Consider the following 16,253-nt stretch of genomic DNA (forward strand, 5'->3'; position numbering starts at 1 on the left):
GTCCGGCTGTCGGGCGTCCGGGGGCGGCGGCCTGATGGGCGCGGGACGCGGACGGTCTCCCCGGCCTTCCCGGGGAAAGGAGGCCGGCTCCCTCGCCGACTATTTCGTCGGCTTCTTGCCGGTGACGCCCAGATAGACCAGCAGTGCCAGGGTCGGCTTGAGGTCGGCCTGCTTCACCCCGGTTCCGCTGAAACCTTTCTGGTGGGCAGCGACGGCGGCCATCATCGCCACCAGGGAACTGGCGACGGCCGGTGCACTGACGTCCTTGTCCACGCGCCCCTTGCTCTGCAGTTCCTTGACCGCCTCGGTCAGGGAGCCGCTGACGGCCGTGAGGATCCGGGTGCGGATCCGGTTGAACCGCTTGTCCCCCTCGGCCGCGCCCAGATCGACGACGCGCAGGATCGCGTCGTGCTTGCGCCAGAAGGAGAGGAAGCCGTCCACCAGGTCCTCCGCGGTCTGGGCGCCGGCCTTGCCGACCCAGGAGCGCCCGGCGACCAGATCGGTCAGCGCCGCGCCCTCCTTGGCCATGTCGTCGGCCAGCTCCAGTACGGCGCCCTCGACGTCCGGGAAGTACTGGTAGAACGTCGCCGGGGAGGTGCCCGCCATCCGGGCCACGTCGATCACCTTGACATCGCGGTACGGCGACGTGCTGAGCATCTCGCCGAGGCAGTCGAGCAGCTTCTGCCGCGTGGCCTGCCCGCGGCGGCCTGCCACACGGCCGTCGACGGTGCGAACTTGTCCTGTCATGCCGTCAGTTTACCGGCGGGTGATCAGCGCGCGATCTGACGGCGTGCAAATGGGGAAGCCACCCTTCCACTTGATGAATCCGCAGCTCATCCCGGGTTTTGCGGGGTGATTTCGCCCCTCGGGGCGCCGTCCGGAATGGTGTGAACGGGTGAAATGTGAGCCCGATGGGCGCGCCGCCGAAAAATTGACCATATGTTCGAATAGAAGGCCAGCAGTGACCTGCGTCACTGGCTACGGTGGCAGCAAGGAAGGACTCAGGACGTACGGAGAGGACCGGAGATGTCCGCATTCAGCGAAGGCGCACCCTGTTGGGCCGACGCGTCGCTGCCCGACCTGGCGGCCGGACAGCGCTTCTACGGCGAACTGCTCGGCTGGACGTTCCAGGACACGGGCGAGGAGTTCGGCCACTACACGATGGCGCTGCGCGACGGGAAGAACGCCGCCGCGCTGATGGGGAAGATGGACCCGTCGATGCCGACGGCGTGGAGCGTCTACCTCGCCGCCGACGACATCGCCAAGACCACCGCCAAGGTCCGCGAGAACGGCGGCCAGATCGTCTTCGGCCCCGACACCGTCGGCGACGTCGGCGTCATGGGGGGCGCGGTGGACCCCGGCGGCTCCTTCTTCGGCCTCTGGCAGCCCGGCGCCCACCCGGGCTTCGGCGTCGTCAACGAGCCCGGCGGCTTCTGCTGGGCGGAGAACCACACCCGTGACGCCGCCTCCGCCGACCCCTTCTACGAGGCGGTCTTCGGCTACCACGGCCAGCAGGTCGGCGACGGCTCCACCTTCGACTACAAGGTGTGGACCGTGCCCGGAGCGCCCGAACCGGTCGCCGGCCGGATGCAGCGCGGCGATCTGCCGGCCGACGCCCCGTCCGCCTACCGCGTCTACTTCGTCGTCGAGGACTGCGACGCCGCCGCGGGCACCGTGCGCCGGCTCGGCGGCCAGGTCCAGCAGGAGCCGCAGGACTCGCCCTTCGGCCGCATGGCCGCCGTCACCGACGACCAGGGTGCGGCCTTCGCGATCATCGACGTCACGCGCAGGGTCGGCCCCCCGCCCGGCGCGTAGCGCGGCGCCCGTCTCGGTATCCGGGCACCCCGGCCGCGCGGTCCCGCACCGCGCCCGGGGTGTTCCGGTGCCTGCCCGACTCCTGTATGAACGCAGCGAGTTGACGTCGCGGCGCGCGGGGCATGGACGCCATCGCGGCGGGAGCGGATGATAACGAGTTCGCTCCGCGGGCGTGTCGCAGCGCCCCGGGTTAGCAACCGGAGCCCATCCCAGGAACAATCAGGCCCGTACCCTGGCCGAGAGCCAGTGACAGGCCGCACGGGGCCGGCAGCACGGGGAAGGCCGCGGAGGCGCGGGCACGGGGAGGTGGACGGGCAGTGGTGGAGCAGCTGAACCAGCACGACCCGAGACGGATCGGCCCTTTCGAGGTGCTGGGACGGCTCGGGGCCGGCGGTATGGGGCTGGTCTATCTCGCCCGCTCGGCATCCGGACGCCGGGTGGCGATCAAGACCGTCCGCGCCGAACTCGCCGAGGACCAGCTGTTCCGGGTCCGCTTCACCCGTGAAGTAGAGGCGGCACGGGCCGTCTCCGGCTTCTACACCGCCGCCGTCGTGGACGCCGACCCGCGAGCCGCCGTGCCCTGGCTCGCCACCGCGTACGTCCCCGCGCCGTCGCTGGAAGAGATCGTCAACGAGTCCGGGCCGATGCCCGCCCAGGCCGTGCGCTGGCTGGCCGCCGGGATCGCCGAGGCGCTGCAGTCCATCCACGCGGCCGGCCTCGTGCACCGCGACATGAAGCCGTCCAACGTGCTGGTGGTGGAGGACGGCCCGCGGGTCATCGACTTCGGTATCGCCTCGGGCGTCTCCAACACCCGGCTGACCATGACCAACGTCGCCGTCGGCACCCCCGCCTACATGTCGCCCGAGCAGGCCCGCGACTCCCGCAGCGTGCGCGGCGCCAGCGACATCTTCTCGCTCGGCTCGACGCTGGTCTTCGCCGCGACCGGCCATGCCCCCTTCCACGGCGCCAACCCGGTCGAGACCGTGTTCATGCTGCTGCGCGAGGGCCCCGACCTGGCCGGGCTGCCCGAGGAGCTGCGCCCGCTCATCGAGTCCTGCATGCGCATGGAGGCCGAGCGCCGGCCCACCCCCGCCGATCTGCAGGCGCAGCTGGCCCCGCACCTGTTCTCGGCCGGCGGCGACGACACCGGCACTGCCTCCGCCTGGCTGCCGCCGGGCGCCGTGGCCCTGATAGAGCAGCGCCGCAGCGGCCGCGGAGCGGTGCACGGCTCCGGCGGGCGCGGCGCCCACGCCGCCGGCCGGCCCCCGGCCTCGCAGCCCTCCGGGCCGCAGGTCCCGGTCACCGCACCGCCCCCGCCGCAGGCGCCGCCGCACCACCAGCCGGCCGCGCAGAGCGGTATGCAGCCCTCCCAGGCCGCTCCCGTGCCCTCCTTCGGCGACGGCCACCGTGCCGACCCCGCCGCCGCGTCCGCGGTCCCCGTGCAGCTGGCCGGCTCGGCGCCGATCGGCCCCGGGCTGCGGGTCGCCGAGGTCGCCGACCGCAGGACGGCGGCCGCGCCGCCCCCCGGCACCGAGTGGGTGCGCCACCGGTCCGGCGCCCATCGCGCGGGGGACCCTGCCGTGACGGCGCCCGCGCCCGTACCCCCGCAGGCCCCGCCCCCGACCGGGCAGGGCGAGTGGCGGCCGTGGCGGTTCCGCATGTCGAACGACGTGTGGGGTACCCCGCTCGTCAGCGACGGCCTGCTCTACGTCACCTCCTTCGAGGTGCACGCCCTCGATGTGGCCAGCGGCCGGCGGCAGTTCAAGACGCGCGACGTCGCCTGGACGATGGCGGTCTCCGGCGGACGGATCCACGCCTCGGACGGGCCGAGCCTGTTCGCCCTGGACGCGGCCGACGGCAGCGAGCGCTGGCGCACCCCGATCGACGGCTGGGTGTACGCGGTGCGCACCGACTCCCGCGGCGGCGGCACCGTCGTCACCGGCGTCCGCGGCGGCGGCGTGCAGGCGTGGGACGCCGTCCGCGGCGGCCTGCGCTGGGAGCGCGGCGGGGCTCAGACCGAGTTCGAGCAGCCCGACTCCGGGCCCACCGCCGTCGACGGCACCGTCTACTACCAGGGCGGCGGCCTGCTGCACGCGGTGGACGCGATGACCGGCGCCGAGCGCTGGTCCTATCCGGTCGGCGAGCCGGGCGCGGCCGGGTCCGTGCCGACGCGGCCGGTCGTCGCGGACGGCGCCGTCCACCTGACCGCGGGCACCCGCGTCCTCGCGCTGGACGCGCGGACCGGGGCCGAGCGCTGGCACTTCGAGGCGCCCGCCGTGATGTACGCGCCGCCCGTGCACGTCCCGGGCCCGGCCGCGTCCGGCGGTGGGATCTACGTGACGGACCACCTCGGCACCGTGTACGCCCTGGACCCGGCGGACGGCCGCGACCGCTGGCGGGTCGCGACCGAGCCGCGCCAGTCCCTCGAACCGGTGGTCGTCGCGGGCGGCGCGGTGCACCTGGGCGCGGGCAGCGCCCTGTACACGCTGGACGCCGCCGCCGGCACCCCGCGCTGGCGGTTCGCCGCGCAGGGCGAGATCGTCGGATCGCCCGCGGTCGCCGACGGGCGGGTGCACTTCGGCTCCAAGGACCACTGCCTGTACACCGTCGACGCGCAGGGCGGCCAGCTGCGCTGGCGGCTGGAGACCGGCGGGGAGATCACCGGCTCACCGGTGGCCGCCGACGGTGTCGTCTACGCCTGTTCCAAGGACCGCTGCGTGTACGCGCTGGACGCGGCCAAGGGCACCGGCGCCGCCTCCCGCCGGGCCTGACACCCGGGCCCGCCGCGGGCAGGGCCGGCCCGGCTCACCGGTTCGAGGACGGCGGTTCGTAGGGCGCGTCGTACGGTGCCGGGTCGTAGGGCGCCTGCCCGTACGGCGGCGTGTCCGGCTCCGGGCCGTCCGGCGGCCGGCCGTCGTACGGATACGGCGACTCGCCGCGGTCGACGGGCACGGCCGGTTCGCCGTACTGAAGAGGGCGGTTCCGGCCGGGCAGGACGAGCGCGGCCGCGCACATCAGCAGCCCGCCCAGCACCGCGAAGGCGACACCGGTGTCGAGGCCGTCGCCGCCCGCGGTCAGGGAGTGCGAGAACTGCGCCTGCCGGACCATCCACAGCACGGTGAAGCCCAGCACGACGAGCCCGGCGAGCGCCACGACCAGGCGCGAGCGCAGCAGCACCCCGAGGGCGGCGAGCAGTGCGGCGAAGAGCAGGGGAAGGAAGAGGGAGCCGAGCAGGGCCGCGCCGTGCGGGGTGACACCGACGCCGGTGAAGAGGTCGTCCACCCGGATGTCGGAGCCGTGGCGCCCGCCGTACCACGCACGGAAAGGGCTCCAGACGGCCGCCACCGCCCCGGCCAGCGCGAGCAGCGACCCCAGCATCGTGCGGAACATCGGGTTCCACCGCCTTGCGTCGGCCCGCTCGGCCCCCTCGGGGCCGACGCTACGCCGGGGTCCGCCGGGCTGCCAGGCGAGGTGCGGACCCGCACGAGAACGGACTGACCGCGGCGCCCCCTCCGCGCCGCGGTCAGTCCTGGCAGCCCAGGGTGCGGCTGGCCCCTGCCAGTTCCCGCACCCCGGGCCTCCCCCCGGGATCCCCCGTGTCCCCCGTGTCCCCCGTGTTTTCCCCGTGCCCCCCGTATCCCCCTGCTGTTCCCCCGTGGTCCCCCTGATCCCCGGCCTACGGTTCCCCCAGGCGCGAGACGCGCCGTCGTTTCCCCGTGGCCCCCGGCCTCCCCCGAGGCCGGAGTCTCCCCGTAGTGGCCTCGATCAGAGCGTGGTGCCGTCGGCGTGGATGTTCGCCGGCTTGGCGACGGGCTTGTTCGTGGTGCCGTCGGCGTGGATGTTCGTCGGCGTCTCGGTCGTGGTGCTGTCCGCGTGGATGTTGTCGGGGTCCACCGGAGTGTCGCCGGCGGGAGCGGTTTCCTTGCTCATGGTGCTCTCCTGCACTGTCGAGGACGTGCTGTCATGAAGCCCGCCCAGCGACGACCCCCGTGCATCACCAGGCGGGCGGCTCATTTCAGTGATGGAATCCTGGCAGCTGCTGATAATCAACCGATAAACGGCTCTGATGATGAGTTGAGACGCCGCTGCGACACGGCCGGTGCTAGACCGCTACGGACGAGGCGGACTCGCCGCCGAGCAACTCCCTTACCTCGCCTGCCTCGGGCGATCCGAGCGCGGTGTAGATGCCCAGCGAGTCCTGCCAGCAGGCGTGCGCACGCACCGGCTGGCCCATCCCGGCCAGCGCCCGGCCCAGCACCGTCAGGGCGTTGGCGACCCGCCAGTCGCCGCCGACGCTGCGCAGGATGACCAGCGCCTGCTCGGCGTGCGACGCCGACTGCCGCCAACCGCCCGCCGCCAGATGGACCTTGGCGAGCCGGAAGAGCGTCATGCCCTCCCAGAACTGCTGGCGGCCCTCGCGGAAGGTGCACAGCGCCTCGGTCAGGCCCTCCAGCGCCTCGTCGAGCCGTCCGGCCGCGGTCAGCGCGATGCCCAGCGCGTACAGGCCGTTCGCCGGCCGGAACCCGGCGCCCAGTTCCCGGTATATCTCCACGACCTTGCGGGACGCGTCCAACGCGGCCTCGGTGTCGCCGAGTTCGAGCTGCACGCGGGACAGGTTGCTGAGCGTGGCGGCCTCGCCGTATTGGCTGCCGTCGCTCCTGAACGCCTCCAGCGCGGTGGCGAAGTACTCCGCCGACTCCTCGAACCTGCGGGTGTGCAGGGCGATGATGCCGCGGATGTTCGGCGCGTAACTGCTCGTCATCGGGTCCTCGGCGGCCACCCCGAGCAGATGGGCGCGGGTGATCTCCCCCTCCGCCTCCGGGAACCGCCCGGACAGGCACAGCAGTTGGCCCAGCCAGATGCGACCGCGGCCCTCGACGAGCGCGTCGCCGGTGTCCTGCGCGGCGGTCACCAGCGCCTGCGCGGCCTGCTGGTACTGCCGGGCGTAGACGCCGGACTCCATCAACTCCTGGGTGGCCAGCAGCAGATCGACGGCCTGCCGCAGCGAGTTCCGGCAGCCGCCCTCCGCCGCCTGCTGGATCGCGGCCAGCAGGCACTGCGCCTCGGAGAACATCCATCCCAGGGCCTCGTCGCGCTCGGCGAACCGCAGGCCCGGGTGGGTGGTGGCCGCCAGGTGGCCCAGTGCCCGATCGCCGGGACGCTCCAGCGCGTACACGCACGCGGCCGACGAGAGGTAGAAGTCCAGCAGCCGCGACAGCGCCTCGCAGCACTGCTCCGGCGAGTCGTCGTGCTCGGCGCGCTCGCGCGCGTACAGCCGCAGCAGGTCGTGGAAGCGGTAACGGGCCGGTGCGGCCGACTCGATGAGGCTGATGTCGACCAGCGCCTCCAGCAGCTCCTCGGCCTCGTACGGGTCGCGGTCGAGGATGGCGGCCGCCGCGTCCAAGGAGATGTCGGGGCCGTCGGCCAGGGACAGCAGGCGGAACGCGCGGGCCTGCTCCGCCGACAACTGGCCGTAGCCGAGGGCGAAGGTGGCCTTCACCGCCAGGTCGCCGGCCCGCAGCTCGTCCAGCCGGCGGCGGTGGTCGGCGAGCTTGCCGGCCAGCACCGACACCGTCCAGGTGCGGCGGGCCGCGAGGCGGGCGGCGGCGATCCGGATGGCCAGCGGCAGGAAGCCGCACGCGCCGACCACGTCGAGGGCGGCCTGCCGCTCGCCGGCGACCCGCTCCTCGCCGACGATCCGGCTGAACAGCTGGAGCGCCTCCTCCGGTGACATCACGTCGAGGTCGACCAGGTGCGCGCCGGCCAGGTCCACCATCCGGGTCCGGCTGGTGATCAGCGCCGCGCAGCCGGGGGTGCCGGGCAGCAGCGGGCGCACCTGCGCGGCGTCGTAGGCGTTGTCGAGCAGGGTCAGCACGCGCCGGCCGTCGAGCGTGGAGCGGTAGAGCGCGGCCCGCTCGGCGAGGGTCTCCGGTATCGCCTGGTTCGAGACGCCCAGCGCCCGCAGGAACGCGGCCAGCACCGCGTCGGGGTCGACCGGGCGCGGCTCGGTGCCCTGCAGGTCGACGTACAACTGCCCGTCGGGGAAGGCCTCGCGGGCGGCGTGCGCCACGTGCACCGCGAGCGTCGTCTTGCCCACGCCGCCGATGCCGGCCACCGCGGACACCGCCATCACACCGGACTCCCGGGAGGCGTCGGCGAGTTGCTCGCTCAGCTCGCGGGCCATGGCGACCCGGCCGGTGAAGTCGGCGACGCTGGCGGGCAGTTGCGCGGGGCGGGGGAAGTCGGAGCTGCGGTGGAGATTGCCCGCGGGTGCGGCGAGCCCGGCGTCCGCCTCCAGGATGCGCTGGTGCAGGTCGCTGAGTTCGGTCGACGGGTCGATGCCCAGCTCTTCGGCGAGCAGCCGCCGGGTGTCGGCGTAGACGCCGAGCGCCTCGGCCTGGCGCCCGCTGCGGTAGAGCGCGAGCATCAGCAGGGCGCGCAGCCGCTCGCGCAAGGGGTGTTCGGCGGACAGCGCGGTGAGTTCGGAGACCGCCTCGGCGTGCGCGCCCAGATCCAGGTCGAGTTCGAGACGGGTCTCGAGCAGGCCGAGGTGCCACTCGGCGAGCCGGCTGCGCTGCATCTCGGCGTAGGGGCCGGGCAGTCCGGCGAGCGGCTCGCCGTGCCACAGGTCGAGGGCGGTGCCCAGCAGTTCGCGCGCGCGGGCCGGGTCGCTCCCGCGGGTCTTCTCGGCCTCGGCGGCCAGCCGCTCCACGACCGTGTAGTCCAGGGCGTCGCCCGCCACGTGCAGCGCGTAGCCGCCGGAGTCGGTCACCAGGGCGTCGGAGCCGAGCGCCTTGCGCAACCGGAACGCGTAGGAACGCAGCGCCGCCAGTGCGGTGTTGGGTGGGCTCTCGCCCCATACCGCGTCGAGGAGTTCGGACGCCGTCGCGGTGCGGCCGCCGCGCAGCAGGAGCGCGGCGAGCAGGGCCCGCTGCTGCGGAGCCCCGGTGCCGATGGGTTCCTCATCGCGCCAGGCACGCACCGGACCGAGGACGGCGAACCGCAGGCCCGAGCCGGGCTGCGTCCTGGTTACCATCTCTGCCCCCTGAACCGCCGACGAGCCGGTCCTTCCCCTGGGGCCGGCTCTTCGCGCGTATATCGATCGTTCATCGCTGGACGGAACAGTTGTCCGCATGGCACGTGGAGCCGAGGGTTCGGCCCCGTCCGTGCCAGTTTGCCGTGTCGGGCCGCCGGGGTCACCCCGTGCAGGGTCCCGATCCGGCCTCCTGGCAAATGTTGGGCTGAATTTGAGGTTCCGTCTGTGCGTGCGCGGAGGTTGAGCTGTGTGGGGAAGGTTCGTGTCCGTGTGCTTTCTGCAACGGGGCTGGTGACGGAGCGGCCATGTGCGACTGGTGCACGACGGGTTCCCCCGGAATGCCGGTTTCCGGTGAGACGTACGGCGATTGGCCGGAACAGGCCCCATCGTGGGCGCCGGGCCACCGCCCTTCCTCTGCGGTGCGCGCCCGCCACCGGCGGGGGCCGCGGCGCGAGGGAGGCGGTCCCGCGGACGGCGGCGGTTCCGCGGACGGCGGCGGCCGGCTGGTCCGCGCGGCCGGCCCGGTGCGCGCCCTGCCGTCGGCGGCCGGCCGCGCGACCGTCGGAGCGCCCCCGATGAGCGGCGGGGGCGGCGGCAGCGGCAGCGGCGGCGGCGGGTCCGGCAAGGGCCGCGGAGGCTGGGGCAACGGCGGTGTGCGGCCGTGGACGGGGGACATCGGCCGCCTGCCGGGCCCGCTGCTGCGCTACCACGCCGAGCGCCACCCGCAGGCCGTCCCCGCCCTGCCCTACGCCACGGCGCCGGGCACAAGCGGAACCGCCGGCTGTTCCTTCGCCGAACTCGACCGGCGGGCACGGGCGGTCGCCGCCCGGCTCGGCACGCTGCTGCACCCGGGCAGCCGGGTGATGCTCGTCTACCCGGAGGGCCCGGACCTGGCCGGCGCGTTCCTCGGCTGCCTGTACGCGGGCATGGCCGCGATCCCGGTCGTGCTGACCTCGCCGGGACCCACGGGCGCCGTGCCGCGCGCCGTCGCCCGCTGCACGCCCGACCTGGTGCTCACCGGCGCCGACGCCTGGTCGCCGCTGGCCATCGACCGCAGCCGCACCCATGTCACCGAGGCCGACGGCGTCCGCGTGGGCGGCGAGCCGGTCTGGCGGCTGGCGCAGAGCTGGCGGCCGGTGGGGGTGCTGCGCAGCGCGGCGGCCTACTACCGCTACCACGACGACGGTGCGGCGGGCGGCCGCCTGGAGCCCGCCATGGGGCATGGCGATCTGTCCGACGTCATGGGCGAGTTGGCGCAGGCCGTGCGCCTCGGCACCGACGAGGAGAACGTCGGCTGGATCGCCGCCGTGCACGGCGTCGAGGACGCGGTCTGGCGCATCCTGCTCCCGATCCGCATCACCGCCTGACCCGCCTCGCCCCCTGCCTCTCGTCCGCACCGCGGGGAAGGCGCCCGGGCCGCGCCCCCGGACGACATCGACCGGCGCGACGCGGGCGCGTCCCCGGGCGCCCCACCGGCCGGACGGGCCGATCCGGGCGGCCCCGCCGGCCCCTCCGATCCGGCCGGCCCCTCCGATCCTGCCGGCCCCTCCGATCCTGCCGGTCACGCGCCGGCCGTCGCGCCGGTCATCCGTCCGTCCGGGTGTCGGCTCCTCAGGTCATCCGCCGCTCAACGGCGGCCCAGCCAGATCGGGTTGGTGACCGCCGCGGCCGGGCCGGGCAGCAGGGAACCCTCGGGCGCGGGGTGCCGGACCTCGGCGCGCACGTAGGCGGACGCCGATGCCGTCGTCACCCACTCGACGGCACCCGACGCGGGCAGCAGCGCGCCGAACGTCTGGCCCTCGTCGGTCAGCAGGCGCAGCAGCGAGGTCGCCGGCACGCCGCCGACCTCCAGCCGCACCGTCACCTCGGCGTCCGGATCGACCGCCAGCCGCTCGCCGATGCCCGCGTGCTCGCCCCGCGGGCCGGTCGCGGTCAGCGCCAGCTGGACGTCGGCGTTCTCCGCGATCCAGGAGCGTCCGGCGCGGATGCCGTCCTGCAGCGACCGCCGGTCGAGGCCGTCGGCCAGCACCACGGTCTGGGGCAGGCCCACCACGTCCGGGTCGCGGTGGGCGTCGGAGTTGCCCATCGCCGGGACCCAGTGGCCGTCGCCGCGGCGGGCGGCCCCGGTCAGCAGGTTGTCCCAGGTGAGCAGGGTCGCCTCGTCGTCGGGCGTCCACGCGCCGTTCCACACCTCGACGGCGTCGACGTTGTCGTAGCCGAACTTCCACTGACTGGCCAGGCTGATGCCGTACGGGTGCGCGGCCACCACGATCCCGCCGACCCGGCGGATCTGCCGCGCGAACCGGTCGAAGGCGCCGTCGCGCGCCCGGTAGCGCCAGTCGATCCACTCGCCGGCGTCCACACCGATGGCCAGGTAGTGACCGTTCCGGGTGGTCACCTCCTCGCCCGTGAGGATGAGCAGATCGTCGCCCGCCTGCGGGCCGAGGTAGGCGTGCGCGGAGTTGGTGTTGTGGTCGCTGGAGTTGATGAAGTCCAGGCGTGCGGCGCGGGCGAGCGACGCCAGCTGCTCCAGGGTGCGGCCGCCGTCGGAGTAGACGGTGTGCAGGTGGCAGTCGCCTCGGTACCAGGTGCGGCCGCGGCCCGGCGCGTGGTCCGGCGGATACTGCGGTACGACTGTCGTACCGGGGTCGCCGAAGCTGAGGGTGACGGTCACCGAGTAGTCCAGCCCCTGCGGGGCGACCGTGTAAGGGCCCAGCACCACGTGCCAGGTGCCGGCCTCCACCGGGCCTGCCAGGTAGCCGGGCGTCGCCTCCCCGGCGCTGATCGCGAACTCGGTGCGGGCGCCGCCCGACCAGCCGCGGAAGCCGCGCCCACCCAGGTCGGTGCCGCGCTGGTCGAAGATGCCGATGTCGCAGGCGTTGCCGAGAGTGCCCGGCGGCACCTGCGGCCGGTCGTAGGTGTACGACACCGCGATCTGCCGCACGCCGCGCGGCACCTCGACGGGCAGGTACACGAAGTCGGCGACGCCTGTCGGCAGGTGACCGGTTACCGTGCGGGTCCGGTCCGCCGGCGGCCCGCCCGGCGTGCCGCCGCCGGCCGGGACGCCGGAACCGGAGTCGGATGCGGCCGCGAAGTCCACAGGAGCCAGCGTAAGCACACCCGTCGCACCCGCCAGTGCGGAAAGCTTCAGTACGTCTCGTCGGTCCATGGCATCAAGGATCACCCGCACAGGTGACGTGCGCGTGGCCGAGCCCTGTGCGGCGGGGTACGGGAAGCAGCAGGATCAGTGCCCAACCGCCGTCACCCTCCGGAGGTACGTGTGCGCATCGCGGCGACCATCTTCCTGACCGATGAGACGATCACGCCGGTCCGCCTGGCCCAGGAGCTGGAGCAACGCGGCTTCGCCGGCCTCTACCTGCCCGAGCACACCCACATCCCGGTCTCCCGCGCCACGCCCTACCCGGGCGGCGGGCCGCTGCCGCCGGAGTACGGCCGCACCCTCGACGCCCTGGGAGCGCTGTCGGCCGCCGCGGCCGTCACCCGCACCCTCGAACTGGGCACCGCCATCACCCTGGTGGCCCAGCACGACCCGATCGTGCTCGCCAAGCAGATCGCCACCCTCGACCACCTGTCGGGCGGCCGCTTCACCTTGGGCATCGGCTTCGGCTGGAACCGGGAGGAGGCCGCCGACCACGGCGTGGCCTGGGAGCGGCGCCGCGCGTCCGTCCGCGACCGGATGGCGGTGATGCGCGCCCTGTGGGCGCCGGAACCCACCGGCCACAGCGGCGACTTCGCATCCGTGCAGGCCAGCCACGCCCACCCCAAGCCGGCCGGCGGCACGGTCCGCACCCTCGTCGGCGGCGCGGCGGGACCGCGGACCTTCTCCCAGGTGACGGGCTACGCCGACGGCTGGATGCCGATCGGCGGCGGGGGCCTGGCCGAGGCGCTGCCCCAACTGCTGGCCGCCTGGCAGGAGGCGGGCCGCGGCCCGAAGGACCCGGTCGTCGTCCCCACCGCCGTCCACCCGAGCGCGGGCAAGCTTGCCCGGCTGGGGGACCTGGGCGTCGAGGAGGCCATCGTGCAGCTGCCGACGGCCGGCCCCGACGAGGTGCTGCGCACCCTCGACGACTACGCGCAGTACCTGTGACGTGGACAGGGCGGGGGACCGACCGGCCATCGGCCGTGCGGCGATGGGGTATTCCCGTTCGGGTGGACCGTTCGCCCGATGACAGGGTGATAATTCCGACAGCCCGGCATCCCGTCGTACCGGCCCGCGATCCGGTGACGCCCCGCGGCAGCCGCATATCCTCGTGAGATGACCGTGCCGCCCCCGTCCCCGCCCACTGCGACCGCGATGCGCCGCGCCCTGCACAGAGCGGAGCAAGGGGTCGCCCTCGACACCGGCGAGGCCGCGGTCCTGCTGCAGGCCCGCGGTGAGGACCTGACCCGGCTCTCGGCGACCGCCGCCCGCGTCCGGGACGCCGGCCTGGAGGCCGCCGGACGCCCCGGCGTCATCACCTACTCCCGCAAGGTCTTCATCCCGCTGACCCGGCTGTGCCGCGACAAGTGCCACTACTGCACGTTCGTCACCGTGCCGGGCAAGCTGCGCCGGGCCGGCCACGGGATGTTCCTGTCGCCCGACGAGGTCCTGGACATCGCCCGACGCGGCGCCGAAACCGGCTGCAAGGAGGCGCTGTTCACCCTCGGCGACCGTCCCGAGGACCGCTGGCCCGAGGCCCGCGAGTGGCTCGACGCGCACGGCTACGACGACACCCTGGCCTACGTGCGGGCGATGTCGATCCGGGTCCTGGAGGAGACCGGCCTGCTGCCGCACCTCAACCCCGGCGTGCTGTCGTGGACCGACCTGCAGCGCCTGAAGCCCGTCGCCCCGTCCATGGGCATGATGCTGGAGACCACCGCCACCCGCCTGTGGTCCGAGCCCGGCGGCCCGCACCACGGCTCGCCGGACAAGGAACCGGCGGTCCGGCTGCGGGTGCTGGAGGACGCCGGACGCTCCAACGTCCCCTTCACCACCGGCATCCTGATCGGTATCGGTGAGACCCACGAGGAGCGCGCCGACGCCCTGTTCGCGATCCGCCGCACGGCACGGGCCTACCAGGGCGTCCAGGAGGTCATCGTCCAGAACTTCCGCGCCAAGCCGGACACCGCGATGCGCGGCATGCCCGACGCGGAACTCGACGAACTGGCCGCCGCCATCGCCGTCGCCCGCCTGGTGCTCGGCCCGGCCGCCCGCATCCAGGCGCCGCCGAACCTCGTCGACGGCGAGTACGACCGCTTCATCGACGCGGGCATCGACGACTGGGGCGGCGTCTCCCCGCTGACCCCCGACCACGTCAACCCCGAGCGGCCCTGGCCGCAGATCGACGAACTCGCCCGCCGCACCTCCGCCGCGGGCTTCAGCCTGCGCGAACGCCTCACCATCTACCCGGAGTTCGTCCGGCGCGGCGAACCCTGGCTCGACCCGCGGCTGGTCCCGCACGTGCAGGCGCTGGCCGACCCCGTGACGGGCCTGGCCCGCGAGGACGCCGCCGTGACCGGCCGCCCCTGGCAGGAGCCCGACGAGGCGTTCGCCGCCGCGGGTTCGGGCCGCACCGACCTGCACCGCACCATCGACACCGAGGGCCGCACCGCCGACCGGCGCGACGACTTCGACGCGGTGTACGGCGACTGGTCGGCGGTCAAGGAGCAGGCCGCGCCCGGGATGGTGCCCGACCGCGTCGACGCCGACGTCCGGCAGGCGCTGTCGACCGCCGCGGACGACCCCACCCGGTTGACCGACGCCCAGGCGCTGGCCCTGCTGCACGCCGACGGCCCGGCCCTGGACGCGCTGTGCCGCATCGCCGACGACGTCCGCCGCTCGGCGGTCGGCGACGAGGTCACGTACATCGTGACCCGCAACATCAACTTCACCAACGTCTGCTACACCGGCTGCCGTTTCTGCGCCTTCGCGCAGCGCCGCACGGACGCCGACGCCTACACCCTGTCGCTGGACCAGGTCGCCGACCGCGCGGAGCAGGCGTGGCAGGTCGGCGCCACCGAGGTGTGCATGCAGGGCGGCATCCACCCGGACCTGCCCGGCACCGCGTACTTCGACATCGTCCGCGCGGTCAAGGCGCGGGTGCCGGGGATGCACGTGCACGCCTTCTCGCCGATGGAGGTCGTCAACGGCGCGACGCGCACCGGGCTTTCGATCCGCGACTGGCTGGCCGCCGCCAAGGAGGCCGGCCTCGACTCCATCCCCGGCACCGCCGCCGAGATCCTCGACGACGAGGTCCGCTGGGTGCTGACCAAGGGCAAACTCCCGACCGCCACCTGGGTGGAGGTGGTCTCCACCGCCCACGAGCTGGGCATCCGCTCCTCGTCGACGATGATGTACGGCCACGTGGACCAGCCGCACCACTGGCTCGGCCACCTCCGCCTGCTCGCGCAGATCCAGCAACGCACCGGTGGCTTCACGGAGTTCGTGACCCTCCCGTTCATCCACACCAATGCGCCGGTCTACCTCGCCGGCATCGCCCGGCCCGGTCCCACCGCGCGCGACAACCGGGCGGTCACCGCGATGGCCCGCCTGCTGCTGCACCCGCACATCCCCAACATCCAGACCAGCTGGGTCAAGCTGGGCGCCGAGGGCGCGGCGCAGATGCTGCGCGGCGGCGCCAACGACCTCGGCGGCACCCTGATGGAGGAGACCATCTCCCGCATGGCGGGCTCTGCTTACGGCTCCTACCGCTCCATCCGCGACCTGGTCGCCATCGCCGAGGCCGCCGGCCGCCCCGCCCGCCAGCGCACCACCCTCTACGGCCAGGTCCCGCAGGAGCGGATCGACGCCGGCCTGGCATCCGACGGCCACCTGCCGGAACTGCTCCCGGTGCTCGGCGACTGACTCCGCGGGGGTCGGGTGCACCGGCCCGCCCGGGATCCGGCACGTGCGGGGCCGGCAACCGGCGGGCGCGCAACTCCCTCCGGACGTATTTCGCGCGGAATCCGTGCGTACGGGACCGCCGGCGCGGGAGGCGGCGCGTCTCCCGGCTGTCCGGCGGAACCCCGTACGTACCGCACCGCCCGCGCGGAACGCGGCGCCTACCGCCTGCCCGCGCGGGACGCGCCGCGTGCGGGGCCGCCGTCCGAAGGGGGCCCCGGGTTCCCGGCGCGTACGGGACCGCCGGCCGGTCCCAGCCGCACCTGCCGGGGGAAGGCGGCCCGCGAAGGTTCCGGCAGATTTTTCCGGTTCCTGCCCGCCACCCGGAGGAAATTTCCCGACCGGCCACGGCGGAGTTCCCCCGCGTACTTGCCGCCGCTCCGCCGGGATGGTGAAGTCCCCTGGGAATCCAGTGAGTTGCGGCGCCCTTTGGGGGAGATGTGACGCGGAGCGGCAAGCGGGAGCAGCGGACCGGGATCCGGCGGGAAGGGGCCCGGGAAA

10 protein-coding genes are annotated in these 16,253 nt (G+C 74.2%); 5 read left to right on the forward strand and 5 right to left on the reverse strand.

All coding sequences use genetic code 11. The features are described 5' to 3' along the window. Positions 1 to 99: 99 nt before the first annotated feature. Complete coding sequence (locus ACH4TG_RS19390; protein ID WP_398243570.1) at positions 100 to 747, reverse strand: TetR/AcrR family transcriptional regulator; 648 nt, start codon at positions 745 to 747, stop codon at positions 100 to 102. Positions 748 to 1,026: 279 nt separating this feature from the next. Here ACH4TG_RS19390 and ACH4TG_RS19395 point away from each other — a divergent pair, with 279 nt between their 5' ends. Both ACH4TG_RS19395 and ACH4TG_RS19400 read left to right on the forward strand, forming a co-directional pair. Then, the gene (locus ACH4TG_RS19395; protein WP_398243571.1) at positions 1,027 to 1,815 is read left to right on the forward strand and encodes a VOC family protein; all 789 of its coding nucleotides are present in this window, start codon (positions 1,027 to 1,029) and stop codon (positions 1,813 to 1,815) included. 317 nt (positions 1,816 to 2,132) lie between these two features. Beyond that, the gene (locus tag ACH4TG_RS19400) at positions 2,133 to 4,586 is read left to right on the forward strand and encodes a PQQ-binding-like beta-propeller repeat protein (protein WP_398243572.1); all 2,454 of its coding nucleotides are present in this window, start codon (positions 2,133 to 2,135) and stop codon (positions 4,584 to 4,586) included. A gap of 34 nt (positions 4,587 to 4,620) precedes the next feature. Here ACH4TG_RS19400 and ACH4TG_RS19405 read toward each other — a convergent pair whose 3' ends face one another. The 3 genes from ACH4TG_RS19405 to ACH4TG_RS19415 all read right to left on the reverse strand — a co-directional run bounded on the left by ACH4TG_RS19405 (position 4,621) and on the right by ACH4TG_RS19415 (position 8,851). Next, positions 4,621 to 5,205 carry a hypothetical protein gene (locus tag ACH4TG_RS19405; RefSeq protein WP_398243573.1) on the reverse strand — a complete coding sequence of 195 codons (585 nt, stop codon included), beginning with the start codon at positions 5,203 to 5,205 and terminating at the stop codon, positions 4,621 to 4,623. 375 nt (positions 5,206 to 5,580) lie between these two features. After that, positions 5,581 to 5,745, reverse strand: a complete 165-nt coding sequence (locus tag ACH4TG_RS19410) for a hypothetical protein (RefSeq protein WP_398243574.1) — start codon at positions 5,743 to 5,745, stop codon at positions 5,581 to 5,583. Between the two features lie 172 nt (positions 5,746 to 5,917). Next, positions 5,918 to 8,851, reverse strand: a complete 2,934-nt coding sequence (locus ACH4TG_RS19415; RefSeq protein ID WP_398243575.1) for a BTAD domain-containing putative transcriptional regulator — start codon at positions 8,849 to 8,851, stop codon at positions 5,918 to 5,920. Positions 8,852 to 9,426: 575 nt separating this feature from the next. On the opposite strand from ACH4TG_RS19415, the gene ACH4TG_RS19420 reads away from it, so the two are divergent. Further along, positions 9,427 to 10,218 carry an AMP-binding protein gene (locus ACH4TG_RS19420; protein ID WP_398243577.1) on the forward strand — a complete coding sequence of 264 codons (792 nt, stop codon included), beginning with the start codon at positions 9,427 to 9,429 and terminating at the stop codon, positions 10,216 to 10,218. Positions 10,219 to 10,478: 260 nt separating this feature from the next. Here the strand turns inward: ACH4TG_RS19420 and ACH4TG_RS19425 are convergent, their stop codons facing one another. Next, positions 10,479 to 12,020 (reverse strand): CehA/McbA family metallohydrolase, encoded by a 1,542-nt coding sequence (locus ACH4TG_RS19425; protein WP_398243578.1) that lies wholly within the window; start codon positions 12,018 to 12,020, stop codon positions 10,479 to 10,481. A gap of 111 nt (positions 12,021 to 12,131) precedes the next feature. On the opposite strand from ACH4TG_RS19425, the gene ACH4TG_RS19430 reads away from it, so the two are divergent. Both ACH4TG_RS19430 and ACH4TG_RS19435 read left to right on the forward strand, forming a co-directional pair. Continuing rightward, positions 12,132 to 12,959: a TIGR03619 family F420-dependent LLM class oxidoreductase gene (locus ACH4TG_RS19430; RefSeq protein ID WP_398243579.1), complete on the forward strand. Its 828-nt coding sequence runs from the start codon at positions 12,132 to 12,134 to the stop codon at positions 12,957 to 12,959. 168 nt (positions 12,960 to 13,127) lie between these two features. Beyond that, entirely contained in the window at positions 13,128 to 15,716 is a 2,589-nt protein-coding gene (locus ACH4TG_RS19435) for a bifunctional FO biosynthesis protein CofGH (RefSeq protein ID WP_398243580.1), read from the forward strand. Positions 15,717 to 16,253: the final 537 nt, after the last annotated feature.

Origin of the sequence: Streptomyces sp. NPDC020917 (assembly GCF_044333795.1) — a bacterium.
In the GTDB taxonomy this organism is placed as follows: domain Bacteria; phylum Actinomycetota; class Actinomycetes; order Streptomycetales; family Streptomycetaceae; genus Actinacidiphila.